Raw genomic sequence first — 16,397 nt, 5'->3', positions numbered from 1 at the left:
ATGGCTATTTTATCAAGACGCTTTTGTATTTAGTTATGTTTTTTAAAGTTATTCCAGTACCACGAACTACAGCTCTTAACGGATCTTCTGCAATATAAACTGGTAAATCTGTTTTTTGAGATAAACGTTTGTCTAACCCACGTAACATAGACCCACCGCCAGCTAAGTAAATACCAGTATTATAAATATCGGCTGCTAATTCTGGTGGTGTTTGCGATAAGGTTTCCATTACAGCGTCTTCAATTCGTAAAATGGACTTATCTAAAGCCTTTGCTATTTCTCTATACGAAATTTGTACCTGTTTTGGTTTTCCAGTAAGTAAGTCTCTACCTTGTACACTCATGTCTTCTGGAGGTAATTCAAGGTCTTCGGTAGCAGCACCAATTTGTATTTTTATTTTTTCGGCAGTACGTTCTCCAACATAAAGGTTGTGTTGGGTGCGCATGTAATAAATAATATCGTTGGTAAATACATCACCTGCAATTTTAACCGATTTGTCACAAACAATACCTCCTAAAGCAATGACAGCAATTTCTGTTGTACCACCACCTATATCAACAATCATATTTCCTTTGGGTTGCATAATATCAACACCAATACCTATGGCAGCTGCCATAGGTTCGTGTATAAGGTAAACTTCTTTGCCATTAACGCGTTCTGCACTTTCTTTTACAGCGCGCATTTCAACCTCTGTAATTCCTGAAGGAATACAAATAACCATACGTAAAGCTGGATTAAACAACTTCTTTTTTAGAGCAGGGATATTTTTAATAAACATGCTTATCATTTGCTCTGAAGCATCAAAATCGGCAATTACGCCATCTTTAAGAGGTCGTATAGTTTTGATGTTTTCGTGCGTTTTTCCCTGCATCATGCTAGCTTCTTTACCAGCTGCAATAATTTTTCCAGAAATACGATCACGAGCTACTATAGATGGACTGTCAACAACAACTTTATCGTTATGAATAATAAGTGTATTTGCTGTACCAAGATCTATAGCAATTTCTTCAGTTAGGAAGTCAAAAAATCCCATTCGTTTTAACGTAGTTTTTGAGGTTTAAAAATCAAATCTTGTAAATGTAATAAAATTAATGCTTAAAATGACGCGTTCCTGTAAATACCATAGCAACATTATTCGTGTTACAATAATCTATACTAAGTTGATCTTTAATAGAGCCACCTGGCTGAATTACAGCTGTAATACCAGCATTGTCTGCAATTTCTACACAATCTGGGAATGGGAAGAATGCATCGCTTGCCATAACAGCGCCATTAAGGTCGAATTTAAAAGAGCCAGCTTTGTGAATAGCTTGATTTAAAGCGTCAACACGGCTTGTTTGTCCCGTACCGCTAGCACATAATTGTTTGTTTTTTGCCAGTACAATAGTATTAGATTTGGTATGCTTGCAAATTTTTGAAGCAAAAATTAAATCTTCTAACTCGTTTTTGGTTGGTTTATTGTTGGTAACTTCAGTTAAATCTTCAAGGGCATCGGTTTTATTATCTCTGTCTTGAACTAAAACACCGTTTAAACAACTTCTTATCGTAGTTTTTGGTAGCTCAATGTCTTTTAGAATAAGTAAAATACGGTTCTTTTTACCTTTTAAAATGTCTAGAGCATCGTTTGAAAAACTTGGAGCAATAACAACCTCACAGAATAAATTGTGAATTTCTTCGGCTGTTGCTTTATCAATTTCAGTATTACTTATTAATATACCGCCAAAAGCAGATACAGGATCTCCAGCTAGCGCATCTACATATGCTTGATGTATGGTGTCGCGTTGTGCTAAACCGCAAGCGTTATTGTGTTTTAAAATAGCAAACGTTGGCGCTTCACCTTTAAATTCGTTCATTAATGTTACTGCGGCATCTACATCTAAAAGGTTGTTGTAGCTAAGCTCCTTACCATGTAGCTTAGTAAACATAGCATCGAAATCGCCATAGAAAAAACCTTTTTGATGTGGGTTTTCACCATAACGTAAAGTTTTTCCTTTGGTTTCACTTATTTTAAACGATTCAATATTTTGATCTGTGTTGAAGAAGTTAAAAATAGCAGAATCGTAATGTGAAGATACGTTAAAGGCTTTTGTAGCAAAACGTTTTCTGTCTTCTTGAGAAGTTTCGCCATTTTTAGCTTTTAGTAAGTCTAAAAATTCACTGTAATCTTCTACAGATGAAACGCAAACTACATCGGCGTAGTTTTTAGCGGCAGCTCTAATTAAAGATATGCCACCGATATCAATTTTTTCAATAATATCCTGATGAGATGCGCCAGAAGCAACTGTCTTTTCAAAAGGATAAAGGTCTACAATGACCAAATCGATTTGTGGGATTTCAAAATCTGTTAATTCAGCAATATCACTATCATTATCTTGCCTGTTTAATATGCCGCCAAATACTTTAGGGTGTAATGTTTTAACACGTCCGCCAAGAATAGATGGATAAGAAGTAACATCTTCAACAGGAATAACATCGATACCTAGATCTTTAATAAATTTTTCTGTTCCTCCTGTAGAGTAAATGGTTACGCCTTGTTCGTTAAGTTGTTTAACAATAGGTTCTAATCCGTCTTTTGAAAATACGGAAATTAATGCCGATTTAATGGTTTTTGTGGTACTCATTTTAGTTATGTTGTGAAATAAGTTGCAAAAGTAACTATTTCAAACCGAAAATAAGCCCTGATTTTATTGAAAAAGTGGGTGTTTTTTTAACGAAAAAATAAAGGTGTTGATAATTATAAAATGCGGGCAACTTCTTGACAAATAAACTCTAAAAATTCTTCATCTTCTTTTGTGAAAGGATCTGGTGTATTCGAGTCTATGTCTATTTGGCCAATATTTTCACCATTAACAAAAATAGGAATTACGATTTCGGCTTTAACGGTTATGCTACAAGCGATATAGTTGTCTTGTGCAGAAACATCTGGAACTACAAAATTTTCGTTGCTAACGGCTACTTGCCCACAAATACCTTTGCCAAAAGGGATAATGGTGTGATCTGTTGGGGCGCCTACATAAGGGCCAAGTTTTAATTCATTTTTATCACCGTTTTTAAAGTAAAACCCCACCCAGTTGTAGTGATTTACATTAAGCTCTAAAAGTTGACAAATTCCTAATAATTTTTCGTCAGTGGTTTTCTTATCGTTAGAAATTATTTGAGAAATTTGAGGTTTTAACTTGTTAAATGGCATTGTTAAGAAATTTTTGTCAAAAGTATTTAAAAGAAACTGTTTCAAAATTGATTTTATATAACTTTAACATCGTTAAAAGAAATTGATTTGAAGCAACTTTTTAGAACATATGGATTGGTAATAAGGTTTATTTTAACCTTCTTAATTGTTTATGTGGTTTTAATTTTTGGCTATAAGTTTTATTTGCAAATGTCTACAGGTGAAGTGTATTACCCAGATTATATTACTAAGCTTGTTGCAGACCAGAGTGCTATTTTGCTAAACGATTTTGGCTATAATGCCACAGTTTTTCCGCATCCTAATGAGGCATCGATAAAGTTATTTCTTAACGATAAATATGTGGCTAGAGTGATAGAAGGTTGTAATGCTGTGAGTGTAATCATTCTTTTTTTATCCTTTATAATTGCTTTTTCAGGTAAATTAAAAACAACTATTATTTTTGGTTTGGTTGGCGGTGTGTTAATTTATGTAGTTAACCTTTTTAGGATAGCTATTTTGGCTATTGGATTTTACCATTTTCCCGAATATGAAAAAGTTTTGCATGGTGTTGTTTTTCCAGCTATAATTTATGGTATGGTTTTCTTGCTATGGATTGTTTGGGTGAATAGATTTTCAAAAGTTAGTGAGCATGCAAAAAAAGTATAGGCTTTTAGGTTTAGTTATTTTAATTGGCTCTTTGATTCTAATACGTGTTTTCGAGCAACAATTGTTCTACGATCCATACTTGCAGTTTTTTAAAAACGATTATCTGTATCTAGACGCTCCCAAATACGAAGCGTTTAATTTAGTAGTATTTACGACATTGCGTTATGTGCTTAATACCCTAATATCATTAGGTATTTTGTTTGTAATTTTTCTAGATAAAGAAATGGTGAAATTTTCGCTATTAATTTACACCATCTCTTATGTTATTTTAATCTTACTTTTCTTGTATTTTATATTGAATCCTAAGCAGGAAGGTTATTTTTTGTTTTTTAATGTTAGGCGATTTTTAATACAGCCTATATTATTACTGCTTTTAGTGCCAGCGTTTTATTATAATAAAAGGAAGGGAAAAATTAAAACTCGAAATTAAACCCTTTTTGAGTTAGCTTTTTATAGATATCGTAATCAAATCTATATAACTTAGCAGCCCTATGTGAGACATCTTTTTGTTTTTCATTTAAGTCTTGAAGAAGTTTCATGCGAAGGATTTTTCTTCTAAAATTAGATTTATCCATTTCAACCCCTAAAATTTCTTCGTAAAGTTGCATGAGTTGTAATAATGTGAATTTTTCAGGGAGTAAATTAAAGCCAATTGGTGCTTGTTTGACTCTGTTTCTTAAATGTTTAAGGCTAAAGTTTAAGATGATGTTATGGTCATAAATTAGTTCAGGAATATCATTAATTTTATACCATTTAGCCTCTGAAGCTGTAAAACCAGCTTTAATATTGTAATCCTCTATTTTGACTAAAGCGTAATAACCTATAGTAATAACACGCCCTAAAGGGAATCGATCGGGCTCTCCAAAGGCTTTAAGCTGTTCAAGATAAATATTATCTAATCCAGTAAGCTCTTTAAGTAATCTATTGGCAGCATTGTCTATACTTTCCTCTTCTCTAATCCATCCGCCGGGAAGTGCCCATTCGCCTTTGCTAATACCATCAGCATGCTTGACTAGTAATACTTTTAAGCTTCCTTTGTCAAACCCAAAAATAACACAGTCTATGGTGATAGAATTCATTACCGATCTTTCAATTACTTTACCCGACTCTTCGTCTATAAATTTTTTTACCATAATCATTTTGAAAACAAGAAGAGCTATAAATTAAAATCTAGCTATTGAATGTTTAAGTAGGATTTAAAATAAACTTTTGAAAGCGCAAAGTAAGCCAAAATCTTAGTTATAAACAAAAAAATGTGGTAATTTGAAAATCAGCACATTTAACAAAATGTTGATAATTCCTCATTTATCAGTTGTTTTTATTAACAAAAGCAAAAAATAACTTTAATTTTTTGTTAAATATAAAAATCATCCTTAAACTTGTAGTCAGATTAACCATAAGAAATGGTTTAATTGACTATAAATATGGCGTTTTTTATGAAAAATAGTAAAAGTGTTTACTTAATAGCAATTGTAGCAAGTTTAGGAGGCTTACTTTTTGGTTATGATACAGCTGTTATTTCTGGTGCTGTTGGAGCATTGGAATCCTTTTTTGTAAACACATTACAAGAGGACTCCAAAATGGCTATTCAGGCAATAATACAATTTAAAATAGTATTAACAGCTTGTGTTGTTGTTGTAGGAGTGTTAATAGCGTCATTTATTTATAAATTTTACAAGAAATCAACTGCAACGGTTATTGTGGCAATACTCTTTTTATTAATAGGCGTAGTTTATTATTTAGGTTTTTTAAAAGGGGCGAATGTTTTAACAGATAACCTGAAAAATTCCATCTTCGGATTTATGATTAGTAGTGCGCTCGTGGGCTGTATTATAGGTGCGTCTATGGGGGATAAGGTGGCTAATAGTATAGGAAGAAGAAATGGCCTTTTATTGTCTGCAATCTTGTTTATAATTTCGGCATTTGGTTCTGCTTATCCAGATACTTTAAATGTTTTTGGCGGTACAACACTAACAGCTTTTATGATTTTTAGAATTGTAGGAGGAGTTGGAGTTGGTCTAGCAAGTATGTTGTCACCGCTGTATATAGCCGAAATGGCTCCAGCAAATATTAGAGGTAAATTAGTGTCTTTTAATCAGTTCGCTATTGTTGCAGGGATGTTAATAGTTTATTTCGTAAACTATTTTATAGCTAGTGGGCAAACAGAAGATTGGATAAATAATATAGGTTGGCGATATATGTTTTTATCAGAAAATGTGCCAGCAGTTTTATTTTTTATTTTCCTGTTTTTTGTGCCTAAAACACCTCGTTTTCAGGTTATGAAAGGTGAAGAGGAAGATGCAGTAAAAGTATTATCAGGTTTAAACGGGCAAAGTAAAGCACAACAAATTCTTGCCGATATTAAAAAGTCGTTTAAACAAAAAAATGGCCATTGGTTGTTTTTCGGTTGGGGAATAGTAATTATAGGTGTTCTTCTTTCTGTTTTTCAGCAATTTGTAGGAATAAACGTGGTGCTTTATTACGCTCCAGAAATTTTTAAAGGCATGGGAATGAAAACCGATGCTTCATTAATGCAAACTATTATTGTTGGAGCTATTAATATGTTATTTACAATAGTAGCCATTTTTACTGTAGATAACTATGGGCGAAAAAAACTTATGCTAATAGGTAGTTGTGTTATGGCGGTTAGTATGATAGGTCTAGGGTTCTCCTTGTACCTGCAAAGTTCAGGTGTAGTGTCGTTGTTGTTTATGCTAGTTTATATTGCTGCCTTTGCCATGTCGTGGGGACCAGTTACTTGGGTGTTACTTTCAGAAATTTTTCCAAATAAAATTAAAGGCGTTTTAGCAGTGGCTGTTGCGGCACAATGGTTAGCAAACTTATTAGTATCGTGGACATTTCCTATGATGAATAATAATGCAGAACTAATTACGCTTTTCAATCACGGATTTTCTTACTGGGTTTATGGTGTAATGGGTGTGTTGTCAGCATTCTTTATATGGAAATTTGTGCCTGAGACAAAAGGGAAAACCTTAGAGGAAATGGAAATGCTGTGGCAATCTAAAAAAGAAAATAATTAATAATATATGTACTTTTTAGGAATAGACTTAGGTAGTTCATCAATTAAACTTTCGGTGTTTGAAGCCGATAAGCAAAAGGAAATATGTGCTATAACTGTTCCTGAGTTTGAAACAAAAATTGACTCACCTAAAATGGGGTGGGGCGAGCAAAACCCAAATCTTTGGTGGGAATACATTAAAGATGGAATTCAGCAGCTTAAAAAGAAACATGGTGTTGTAACCGAAAATATAAAAGGTATTGGAATCGCTTATCAAATGCATGGATTAGTCTTAGTCGATTCTAATCTAGAACCTGTTAGGCCTGCCATTATATGGTGTGATGGTAGGGCGGCAGAAATAGGTAGGCAGTATTACCAATTAATAGGTGAAGAGGTTTGCCAGTCCCAGATTTTAGGAAGTCCAGGAAATTTTACGGCTTCCAAGCTTAAATGGGTTCAAGAAAATCAACCAGAGGTGTTTTCTAAAGCCTCTTACATGATGTTGCCAGGAGATTTTATTGCAGCTAAATTAACAGGAGTTGCACAAACCAGTACATCGGGACTTTCAGAAGCTGCTTTATGGAATTTTAAAGAAAACCGTCCAGCCATAGAAATATTACAAGCTATGGGTATTTCGGATGAAGTAATACCTGAGGTTGTAGAAACATTTGGGCATCATGCTAAAGTTGACGTCACGATAGCAAAGCAATTAGGAATCAATAATAAAGCCATGGTGACTTACCGTGCAGGAGATCAGCCTAACAACGCGATGTCCTTAAGCGCATTAAAACCAGGTGAGGTAGTGGCAAATGCAGGAACTTCTGCAGTTGTATATGCGGTTACTAATACAAATGCTTACGATAAAAATAATAAGGTAAATACATTTCTACATGTTAATAATTCAATAGAGGAAAAACGAAACGGTGTATTACTTTGTGTAAACGGCTCAGGAATCTTATACCAATGGCTTAGAAAACTATTGTCTGTTGGTAAAAAAGAAATGGTTTCATATGAGTTGCTAAATTCTATGGCATCTCAAGCCAAAGTGGGAAGCAAAGGCTTGCGTTTTTACCCTTTTGGTAATGGTGTTGAGCGAATTTTTAACAACAAAGAAGTAAACTCAGGAATTGAAAACCTGAACTTTAATATTCATCAACCTGAAGATTTGGTTAGAGCTGCTTGTGAAGGTATTGTGTTTGCCATGAATTATGGTTTTGATGTTATAAAGTCAATAGGTGTTTCTGGAGATATCGTTAAAGCCTCGCATGCTAATTTGTTTTTAAGTCCTGTATTCAGATCCATTTTTGCTAACACATCTCAAACAGCATTAGAACTTTATAAAACTTCAGGTGCAGAGGGTGCAGCTAGAGGTGCTGCATACGGTTGGGGGTATTTTAACACCTTAGAAGAAGCCTTTTCAAATTTAAATATTATAGAACATATAGAGCCCGATTTGAAACTCTCAAAACAATACCAAGATATATATCAAAACTGGAAAAAACATATAAAAATTCAAGATAATAATTATGAGTACGATAACATCACAAGCCTACTTTAAAAATATAAATACCATTCCTTTTGAAGGAAAGGATAGTGATAATCCATTAGCTTTTAAATGGTACGATGAGAATAGAATTGTAGCAGGAAAAACGCTTAAAGAGCATTTGCGTTTTGCTATGGCTTATTGGCATACATTATGCGATAAAGGTTCCGATCCGTTTGGAGTTGATACAGCAACGTTTTCATGGGATAAAAATGAAGATGCTTTAATTAGAGCAAAGCATAAAATGGATGCTGGTTTTGAATTTATGTCAAAATTAGGGCTTCCATACTATTGTTTTCACGATATCGACCTTGTTGATGAGGCACCAACTTTAGCCGAGTTTGAAAAAAGAATTCAGCACATGGTAGAGTATGCCAAACAAAAGCAACAGGAAACAGGAATAAAGCTACTTTGGGGAACTTCAAACCTGTTTAATAATCCAAGGTACATGAATGGAGCTTCAACAAATCCAAATTTTGATGTTGTAGCCTATGCAGGAGCACAAGCTAAAATAGCTATCGATGCTACCGTAGCACTAAACGGAGAAAACTATGTGTTTTGGGGCGGAAGAGAAGGCTACATGAGCTTATTAAACACCGATATGAAAAGAGAGCAAGAGCATTTAGCTATGTTTTTGTCTATGTCTAGAGATTATGCAAGAAAACAAGGGTTTAAAGGCACATTTTTAATAGAGCCAAAACCAATGGAGCCTACAAAACATCAATACGATTACGATGCGGCAACGTCAATAGGCTTCATTAATAAATATAACCTTCAAGATGATTTTAAGTTAAATGTAGAAGTTAATCATGCCACATTAGCAGGGCACACATTTCAACATGAACTTCAAGTAGCAATCGATGCTGGTCTTTTAGGAAGTATAGATGCTAACCGTGGCGATTATCAAAACGGTTGGGATACAGATCAGTTTCCAATTAATGTTTATGAAATTACGCAAGCCATGATAGTCCTGTTAGAAGGCGGCGGAATTAAAGGTGGTGGAATTAACTTTGATGCTAAAGTAAGAAGAAACTCTACAGATTTAGACGATAGGTTTATCGCTCACATATCTGGAATGGATGCTTTTGCTAGAGGATTAATTTGTGCCGATCATGTATTGAAAAATACAAACTATAAAAAATTAAGAGAAGAACGCTATCAATCTTTTGATAATGGAAATGGTGCAAAATTCGAACAAGGCAACTTAAACCTTGAAGATTTAAGTGCTATAGCCAAATCAAAAGGAGAACCAAAACAAATAAGTGGAAAGCAAGAATTGTACGAGCAAATTATTGCTAACGCTTATTAGTATTATTTAAAATAGTCAATATAATTAACTAATCTTTTAAATTATGAGAAGTAGATTTTATTATTCTTCGGGTTTACTTACCTTAAGTATAACAATGTTGCTCTTACTTTTTAGTGTGCAATCAACTTTTGCGCAAAGCAACATTACAGTGTCTGGAACAGTAACCGATGCTTCAGACGGTATGCCTATACCAGGAGCAGCAGTTGTTGTTATGGGCATGGAAGGCAAAGGAACTTCGACAGATTTTGATGGTAACTTTACAATAGAAGTGCTATCTAATGCTGTTTTGCAAATTAGTTACTTAGGGTATACAACTCAAGAAGTAAATGTGCAAAACCAAACCACACTTTCAGTACAATTACAACCAAGCACAGAAGCGCTAGAGGAAGTCGTTTTAATTGGTTACGGTGTTAAAAAGAAGGATTTAACAACAGGAGCCAACTTGCAATTAGAAGGTGAGTCGTTACAAAAGCAGAGCACCACTAATGCTTTACAGGCTATGCAAGGGCAAGCTGCAGGTGTACAAATTACATCTAGTTCAGGGCAACCAGGAGAAGGATTGAATGTTGTTATTAGAGGGTTAGGAACTATAGGTAATAACTCGCCGTTGTATATAGTAGATGGTGTTCAAACAGGAGATATTTCATACCTTAATAATGCAGACATTGAAAGTATCTCTATTTTAAAAGACGCAGCCTCTGCGGCAATTTATGGTTCGCAAGCAGCAAATGGAGTTGTTTTAGTTACAACCAAAAAAGGAAAAAAAGGCGATGCCAAAATTACTTTCGATCAGTACTACGGTATCCAAACTTTAGCAAAAGAGGTCGATTTGTTAAATGCTACAGAATATATGACAATTATGAATGAGGCTGCTTTAAACTCTGGTAGCTCCATGATATATTCTAATGAAGATATTGCAAATGCAGGTGTAGGAACGAATTGGATGGATGAGATGTTTGAAGATAATGCAGCTACCGAAAATTATACCTTAGGTGTTTCTGGTGGATCAGAAAAATCAACATACTCTTCTTCATTATCATATTTAAATCAAGAAGGTATTGTAGGCGGAAAGGATAATTCCTTTTACGAACGATATAACATCCGTTTTAATTCAGAGCATAAATTGTATAAAGATAAAATCACCTTTGGTGAAAACTTTAGTTATGCCTGGATAAATAGAAATGGTATAGGTGTAGGCGGGCAGTATAATAATGCCTTACGACCAGCTTTTCAAACCAATCCGCTTTTACCAGTTTACAATCAAAATGGTGAATATTTTAATACAACAGGTTACAACGAACCTTGGTTGCAAGGCGTGTCTAACCCATACGCACAAATGGTGTATTCTAACCAGAACGAATCTGACGAGCAAAAGCTAGTAGGTAATGTGTATTTCAACTTCGAATTAATGAAAAACTTAAACTTTAGAACTAGTTTAGGTATCGATTACTATGCTTCACAAGGGCATTCTTTTACCCCACTATACGAGCTTTCTATTTACTCATTTAATAGAGTAAGAAACGTTTCGCAATACATGAATAAAGGTAAAAGCTTGATTTGGGATAACTTATTAACATACGATTTTAATTTAGGAGATGAAGATCAACATAATTTTTCTGCAATGGTAGGAACATCGTCATTTAAATATGATGGGCACTTTATGTCTGGTTCTAATACACAAGTTATTTACGACGATTTAGCCAATGCTTGGTTAAGTACAGCAACCAATACCGAAGGCGCTAATATTTCATTATCTGGTGGACCAGAAAACATTGTAAAACGCATGTCCTATTTTGGTAGGTTAAGCTACGATTACAAAGAAAAATATTTATTAAATGCCACTTTTAGAGCCGATGGCTCTTCACAGTTTGCCGATGGTAAACGTTGGGGATACTTCCCGTCGTTTTCTTTAGGTTGGGTGATAACCAAAGAAAACTTTATGGAAGATAAAGCTAATTGGTTAAGTCATTTTAAACTAAGAGCTAGTTGGGGGCAAGTAGGTAACCAAAATGCAGGCAATTTCCAATACCTATCTCCAATACGAATAAGTAATACAAATTACACATTTGGTAACGAAGAAGGTGCTTTAACACCAGGATCGTACGCTTATCGTTTGGCAAACCCAAATATACAATGGGAAACAGCCGAAGAACTAGATTTTGGTTTTGATGCCAGACTGTTTAATTCTAAATTAAATGTAACTTTTGATTGGTATCGAAAAGAACAAAAAGACTGGTTAATTAATCCTTCTGTGCAAGCTACAGCAGGAGCAGATGCACCTTGGATAAACGGCGGAAGTGTTATAAATACAGGTGCAGAATTAGCTGTTTCATATAGAAATAAAATAGGAGATGACTTTAGTTATAATGTAAGCTTTAATGGCGCTTATAATAAAAATGAAGTACAACAAATACCAAACGAAAGTGGTGTTATAAATGGGGATCCTAATCAATTATGGGATAACTCACCAATATTTTATCGTGCCGAAGATGGGCACCCAATGGGGTATTTCTGGGGGTACGAAACAGGAGGTGTTTTTCAAACACAACAACAAATAGATAGTTATGTATCGTCAAATGGAACGCAAATCCAACCAGATGCTGCACCAGGAGACTTAATTCTTGTTGATCAAAATGGAGACGGTGTGATAAATGAAAACGATAAAACAGAAATAGGAGACCCTAATCCAGATTTTACTTACGGATTTTCAATAGGGGCTAACTATAAGGCTTGGGATTTTTCATTACAAGCTAATGGTGTGGCAGGAAATCAATTAGTGCAATCATATAGAAATACAGGGCAAAATCAAAACTGGACAACCCAGATTTTAGATCGCTGGCATGGTCCAGGATCATCTAATACAATGCCAAGAGTAACAACAGATAATAGAAACTATAACCGATTTTCTGATATCTATATAAAAGATGGTGATTTCTTAAGAATAAGTACGGTAACCCTAGGGTTTGATATAGCACAAGCATTTAGTAAAAAAACAATGTTTGCAGAGCAACTTCGAATTTACTTCTCCGCACTAAACCTATTTACTTTTACAGAATATAACGGTATGGATCCAGAAGTAGGATATGGTCCAACATTTACATCAGGAGTAGATATAGGATATTACCCAAGACCTAGAACCTATATGATGGGGTTAAATGTTAAATTTTAAAAAATTGTATCATGAAAAGATTAAATAAATACATGTTTGTTTTAGGACTACTTACTATAGTAAGTTGTTCCGATGACTTTTTAGACACAAAGCCAGTAACCGAACCAACAGATTCTAACTATTATCAAATACCAGAACATGCTTATGCAGCTTTAGTTGGTTGTTACGATGGATTACAAGTTGTTACAGGAGCCTCTGGATTATCTATTTATACAGCTTCAGAAATTATGTCTGATGACTGTTTTGGGGGTGTAGGAAATAACGATGGATTTAATCACCAAGCTATAGATGAGTTTGATATTAATAGAGCGCCAGGTTACCAAAACTTGTTTAACGATACTTGGATAAAATATTATCAAGCCTTATATCGTTGTAATGTACTAATACAAAAAATAGATCAAATTGACTGGACAAATAACGAACAAACAAGAGATCGTTATGAAGCCGAAGCAAGATTTATTCGTGCGTATTTATATTTCGATATGGTGAAACTTTGGGGGAATATCCCATTATTAACAGAACCATCAGAAGATATTATACCACCTGCAACTCCAGACGAAGTTTATACAGTAATAGCTCAAGATTTAATGTATGCTTCAGAGAACATCCCAGAAGAAAGTTATTCTGCTGTTCCTAATGGACGTGTAACACGTTGGGCAGCTAAAGCCATGTTAGCTAGAGTGTACCTATATTATACAGGGTACTATGGGCAGTCAGATTTAGTTGGCTTAGTTTCACAATCTGAAGCCTTAGCACACTTAGAAGATGTTATTTCGTTAAGTGGTCATGGTTTGGTATCCGATTTTAAAAATCTTTGGCCTGCAGCTTGCCCAGAAATTGATGGTGAAGAATCAACTTATGTCGGAGAGGCTAATCAAGAAATAGTATTTTCAATAAAATATACATACACAAGTGATTACAATGGTAATACAGATGGAAACCATTGGATGGTTTTATTTGGTATGCGAGAGTTTATGTCTTATCCTTACGGAAGAGGATGGGGTGTTACAGTAAACTCAAAACTATACGATTTATATGATGATACCGATTCCAGACGTTTTGCTACTGTAATAGCTGTAGACGAAGAAGAAGTTCCTTTCGATAACATAGAAGGACAACGTGAATATACAGGCTATTATAATAAAAAGTATACACCACGTTCTGAGTATGATCCAGAAACAGGAGCATTAGTAGATGCAACAGAAATAGTAAATGCTGCCGATTTCCAATTAGGAAACTTTCAAGATTACTTTGCTATAAGATATTCTGATGTCTTGTTAATGGCAGCAGAATTAGGAAGTGGAAGCGCGCAACAATATTTCGATCAAGTAAGACAACGCGCTTATGGTAATAACTTCACACCATTATCTGTTAATCAAGATAATATTTTAGAAGAACGTCATCTAGAATTTGCCTTAGAAGGAATAAGATATTGGGATTTATTACGTCAAGGCGTAGGTGAAGCAGCAGCGGAAATAGCAGAATCTACCACACTTTTAAATGGTGGAATTGAAACTGTTAAAACCATAGATGGAGGTAACCTTCTTGAAACGCAAGGCTTATCACAAATACCAAATACACAAATAACTTTATCTGGAGGCACATTAGAGCAAAATCCAGGTTGGTAATATTAATTTAAAAAATCAAGTATGAAAACTATAGTTAAAATTTTAATGCTGAGTATGCTAGTATTAACGTTTTCTTGTAGCGAACAAGAATACGAACTAGGAGAAAAGCTAAGCAAATCTGAACTGAACTTCACTATAGAACAAGATTTTTCTGTAGATCCAGGAGGAAACACCGTAATTTTAACCAATAACACACCAGAAACAGTTGCTGTTTGGGATTATGGAACAGGAAGATCAACAGAACAATCTGTCACTGTACGATATGCTTTTGCAGGAGAATATACCATACAGTTTTCTGCCATTACAGCAGGTGGCGTTGTAGAAGCAGATCCAGTTACTATTACAGTTACTGATGACAATTTAAATTATGTCGATCACGAACTATGGAATAATCTTTCTGGAGGTGTTGGTAACTCAAAACGATGGCTTCTAGATTTAGATAGCGAAGGCGTTTCTAGATATTTTGCAGGACCAATGTTCTTTTATGGAACTAATAACGGTTGGCTAGAAGGTGGAGGCCCATCTGCAGACGGATCTCAAGAATCTGGTTGTTATGGTGACGACTGTTGGAATTGGAATCCAGATTGGCCAAGCAACACCTGGATTATGGATGCAGCAGACTACGGCTATATGGAATTTAGTCTAGATGGTGGCCCATATGTTACAGTAGACCACCTTACGTTACCAGCTTTAGGAACACAAGAAGGAACATATTATCTAGATGTAGATTCATATACCTTATCTATGTTCGACGCCGAAATGTTGCACAACGTAGGTTACGACGATTGCGTATCTAACTGGGGTAACATTACAGTTTTCTCTTTAACCGAAGATACCATGCAATTAGGTGTTGTTCGTGAAGCCATAGGAGCTTGTGCAAGCGAAGGTCCAGCCATGATTGTATATAACTTTATCTCACAAGATTATTACGATAACTGGGTGCCAGAAGAAGAAGGCCCAGTAGAACCAGAACTACCAGATGGTTGGGAGGATACCGTTGGTGTTATATCAACAACAGCTATAGAGTGGAAATTATCTGAAGATAACCCAATAGATTGGGCCAATTTAGATGGGTCTATGATGAATGGTTGGCAAGTACCAAGCGACTACCCAGATTGGTTAGGAACACCAGATCCAGCAGTTTATGGCGATTTCTCTATGACTATGGATTCTGCTGATAATTCAGTGGTGTTTGTAACGCCAGATGGTACAACTACCGAAGGAACGTATAGTATAGATAGCTCAGGAATCTATTCTTTCGATATTACCGTACCTACATTCACTATAATTAATTGGGCGTCTTTTGCTCCCGATACGAATAATGAACTTAGGATTTTAAACATAGGAACAGATTCCGAAGGTAATATTTCCGATCTATGGTTAGGCGCAGCAGATGATGTTAATGAACCTACTCAATACACTGCTTTTCACTTAGAACCAAATGTTTCAAGTAACGGTGGTGGCGAAGAAACTGGAACTGAAGTCCCTTTTGATAATTCAAAATTAGATTTAGGAGATCTTGAAGGAAACGGAAACCTTCGCCTAGAAATCTATAATGAATTTGGAACCACAGTAAATGATCCAGGTTTAAATACAGCCGATTTAAATTTTAATTCGTCTATCGAAGTAACATTTACCATAAGTGGTACTGGAGTAACAGGCTCTTATGATGCACATATGTATTATGCAGATGCCGATTGGAACCCTAATGGTAATGGTGCCGATATAACTGTAACAGGCGATGGTACATATACAGTATCTTATGTGCCAGGAACAGCAGCAGAAGGTGCTGTTGTATTTGTTGTAGATATTGTTGGTATGGGTAATGATATACCAGATATGACAGCAGTAACAGCGACGATAGATAGTATTGTTTTATACTAAACGTTGTTTA

At 35.1% G+C, this 16,397-nt stretch carries 12 protein-coding genes; 8 read left to right on the top strand and 4 right to left on the bottom strand.

What is annotated here, in order from left to right; all coding sequences use genetic code 11:
- Window positions 1-4: 4 nt before the first annotated feature.
- The 3 genes from R3L15_RS10610 to R3L15_RS10600 all read right to left on the bottom strand — a co-directional run bounded on the left by R3L15_RS10610 (window position 5) and on the right by R3L15_RS10600 (window position 3,190).
- Entirely contained in the window at window positions 5-1,033 is a 1,029-nt protein-coding gene (locus R3L15_RS10610; protein ID WP_338731615.1) for a rod shape-determining protein, read from the bottom strand.
- 55 nt (window positions 1,034-1,088) lie between these two features.
- Entirely contained in the window at window positions 1,089-2,621 is a 1,533-nt protein-coding gene (gene purH, locus R3L15_RS10605; protein ID WP_338731614.1) for a bifunctional phosphoribosylaminoimidazolecarboxamide formyltransferase/IMP cyclohydrolase, read from the bottom strand.
- 113 nt (window positions 2,622-2,734) lie between these two features.
- Window positions 2,735-3,190: a GAF domain-containing protein gene (locus R3L15_RS10600; RefSeq protein WP_338731613.1), complete on the bottom strand. Its 456-nt coding sequence runs from the start codon at window positions 3,188-3,190 to the stop codon at window positions 2,735-2,737.
- 87 nt (window positions 3,191-3,277) lie between these two features.
- Here R3L15_RS10600 and xrtF point away from each other — a divergent pair, with 87 nt between their 5' ends.
- Both xrtF and R3L15_RS10590 read left to right on the top strand, forming a co-directional pair.
- Window positions 3,278-3,835, top strand: a complete 558-nt coding sequence (gene xrtF, locus R3L15_RS10595) for an exosortase family protein XrtF (protein ID WP_338731611.1) — start codon at window positions 3,278-3,280, stop codon at window positions 3,833-3,835.
- Window positions 3,819-4,265: an exosortase F system-associated membrane protein gene (locus tag R3L15_RS10590; protein WP_338731609.1), complete on the top strand. Its 447-nt coding sequence runs from the start codon at window positions 3,819-3,821 to the stop codon at window positions 4,263-4,265. Before xrtF ends, R3L15_RS10590 begins: the two co-directional genes overlap by 17 nt.
- On the opposite strand, the gene R3L15_RS10585 is transcribed toward R3L15_RS10590, so the two are convergent.
- A complete protein-coding gene (locus R3L15_RS10585) occupies window positions 4,249-4,968 on the bottom strand; it encodes an NrtR DNA-binding winged helix domain-containing protein (protein WP_338731607.1) in 720 nt (239 codons plus the stop codon). The genes R3L15_RS10590 and R3L15_RS10585 overlap by 17 nt on opposite strands.
- Before the next feature lie 303 nt (window positions 4,969-5,271).
- Here R3L15_RS10585 and xylE point away from each other — a divergent pair, with 303 nt between their 5' ends.
- Genes xylE through R3L15_RS10555 form a run of 6 tightly spaced genes read left to right on the top strand, consistent with a single transcriptional unit; the run spans window position 5,272 to window position 16,387 of the window.
- Complete coding sequence (gene xylE / locus R3L15_RS10580) at window positions 5,272-6,876, top strand: D-xylose transporter XylE (protein ID WP_338731605.1); 1,605 nt, start codon at window positions 5,272-5,274, stop codon at window positions 6,874-6,876.
- A gap of 6 nt (window positions 6,877-6,882) precedes the next feature.
- The gene (locus tag R3L15_RS10575) at window positions 6,883-8,412 is read left to right on the top strand and encodes an FGGY family carbohydrate kinase (protein ID WP_338731603.1); all 1,530 of its coding nucleotides are present in this window, start codon (window positions 6,883-6,885) and stop codon (window positions 8,410-8,412) included.
- The gene (gene xylA, locus R3L15_RS10570; RefSeq protein WP_338731601.1) at window positions 8,381-9,706 is read left to right on the top strand and encodes a xylose isomerase; all 1,326 of its coding nucleotides are present in this window, start codon (window positions 8,381-8,383) and stop codon (window positions 9,704-9,706) included. The genes R3L15_RS10575 and xylA overlap by 32 nt, the downstream gene beginning before the upstream one ends.
- 43 nt (window positions 9,707-9,749) lie before the next feature.
- On the top strand, window positions 9,750-12,875 hold the full coding sequence (locus R3L15_RS10565) for a TonB-dependent receptor (RefSeq protein ID WP_338731600.1): 3,126 nt from the start codon (window positions 9,750-9,752) through the stop codon (window positions 12,873-12,875).
- Between the two features lie 11 nt (window positions 12,876-12,886).
- The gene (locus R3L15_RS10560; protein WP_338731599.1) at window positions 12,887-14,503 is read left to right on the top strand and encodes a RagB/SusD family nutrient uptake outer membrane protein; all 1,617 of its coding nucleotides are present in this window, start codon (window positions 12,887-12,889) and stop codon (window positions 14,501-14,503) included.
- A 21-nt stretch (window positions 14,504-14,524) separates the two neighbouring features.
- Complete coding sequence (locus tag R3L15_RS10555) at window positions 14,525-16,387, top strand: hypothetical protein (RefSeq protein ID WP_338731598.1); 1,863 nt, start codon at window positions 14,525-14,527, stop codon at window positions 16,385-16,387.
- Window positions 16,388-16,397 lie beyond the last annotated feature (10 nt).

It is taken from the genome of Mangrovimonas cancribranchiae, assembly GCF_037126245.1.
GTDB lineage: Bacteria > Bacteroidota > Bacteroidia > Flavobacteriales > Flavobacteriaceae > Mangrovimonas > Mangrovimonas cancribranchiae.
This window is presented reverse-complemented; position numbering and strand designations above follow the sequence as displayed.

What these genes read in the sequence shown, in the direction of transcription:
- R3L15_RS10610 (WP_338731615.1), bottom strand. Translation starts at nt 1,033, where the DNA reads ATGGGATTTTTTGACTTCCTAACTGAAGAAATTGCTATAGATCTTGGT.
- purH (WP_338731614.1), bottom strand. Translation starts at nt 2,621, where the DNA reads ATGAGTACCACAAAAACCATTAAATCGGCATTAATTTCCGTATTTTCA.
- R3L15_RS10600 (WP_338731613.1), bottom strand. Translation starts at nt 3,190, where the DNA reads ATGCCATTTAACAAGTTAAAACCTCAAATTTCTCAAATAATTTCTAAC.
- R3L15_RS10590 (WP_338731609.1), top strand. Translation starts at nt 3,819, where the DNA reads ATGCAAAAAAAGTATAGGCTTTTAGGTTTAGTTATTTTAATTGGCTCT.
- R3L15_RS10585 (WP_338731607.1), bottom strand. Translation starts at nt 4,968, where the DNA reads ATGGTAAAAAAATTTATAGACGAAGAGTCGGGTAAAGTAATTGAAAGA.
- xylE (WP_338731605.1), top strand. Translation starts at nt 5,272, where the DNA reads ATGAAAAATAGTAAAAGTGTTTACTTAATAGCAATTGTAGCAAGTTTA.
- R3L15_RS10575 (WP_338731603.1), top strand. Translation starts at nt 6,883, where the DNA reads ATGTACTTTTTAGGAATAGACTTAGGTAGTTCATCAATTAAACTTTCG.
- xylA (WP_338731601.1), top strand. Translation starts at nt 8,381, where the DNA reads ATGAGTACGATAACATCACAAGCCTACTTTAAAAATATAAATACCATT.
- R3L15_RS10565 (WP_338731600.1), top strand. Translation starts at nt 9,750, where the DNA reads ATGAGAAGTAGATTTTATTATTCTTCGGGTTTACTTACCTTAAGTATA.
- R3L15_RS10560 (WP_338731599.1), top strand. Translation starts at nt 12,887, where the DNA reads ATGAAAAGATTAAATAAATACATGTTTGTTTTAGGACTACTTACTATA.
- R3L15_RS10555 (WP_338731598.1), top strand. Translation starts at nt 14,525, where the DNA reads ATGAAAACTATAGTTAAAATTTTAATGCTGAGTATGCTAGTATTAACG.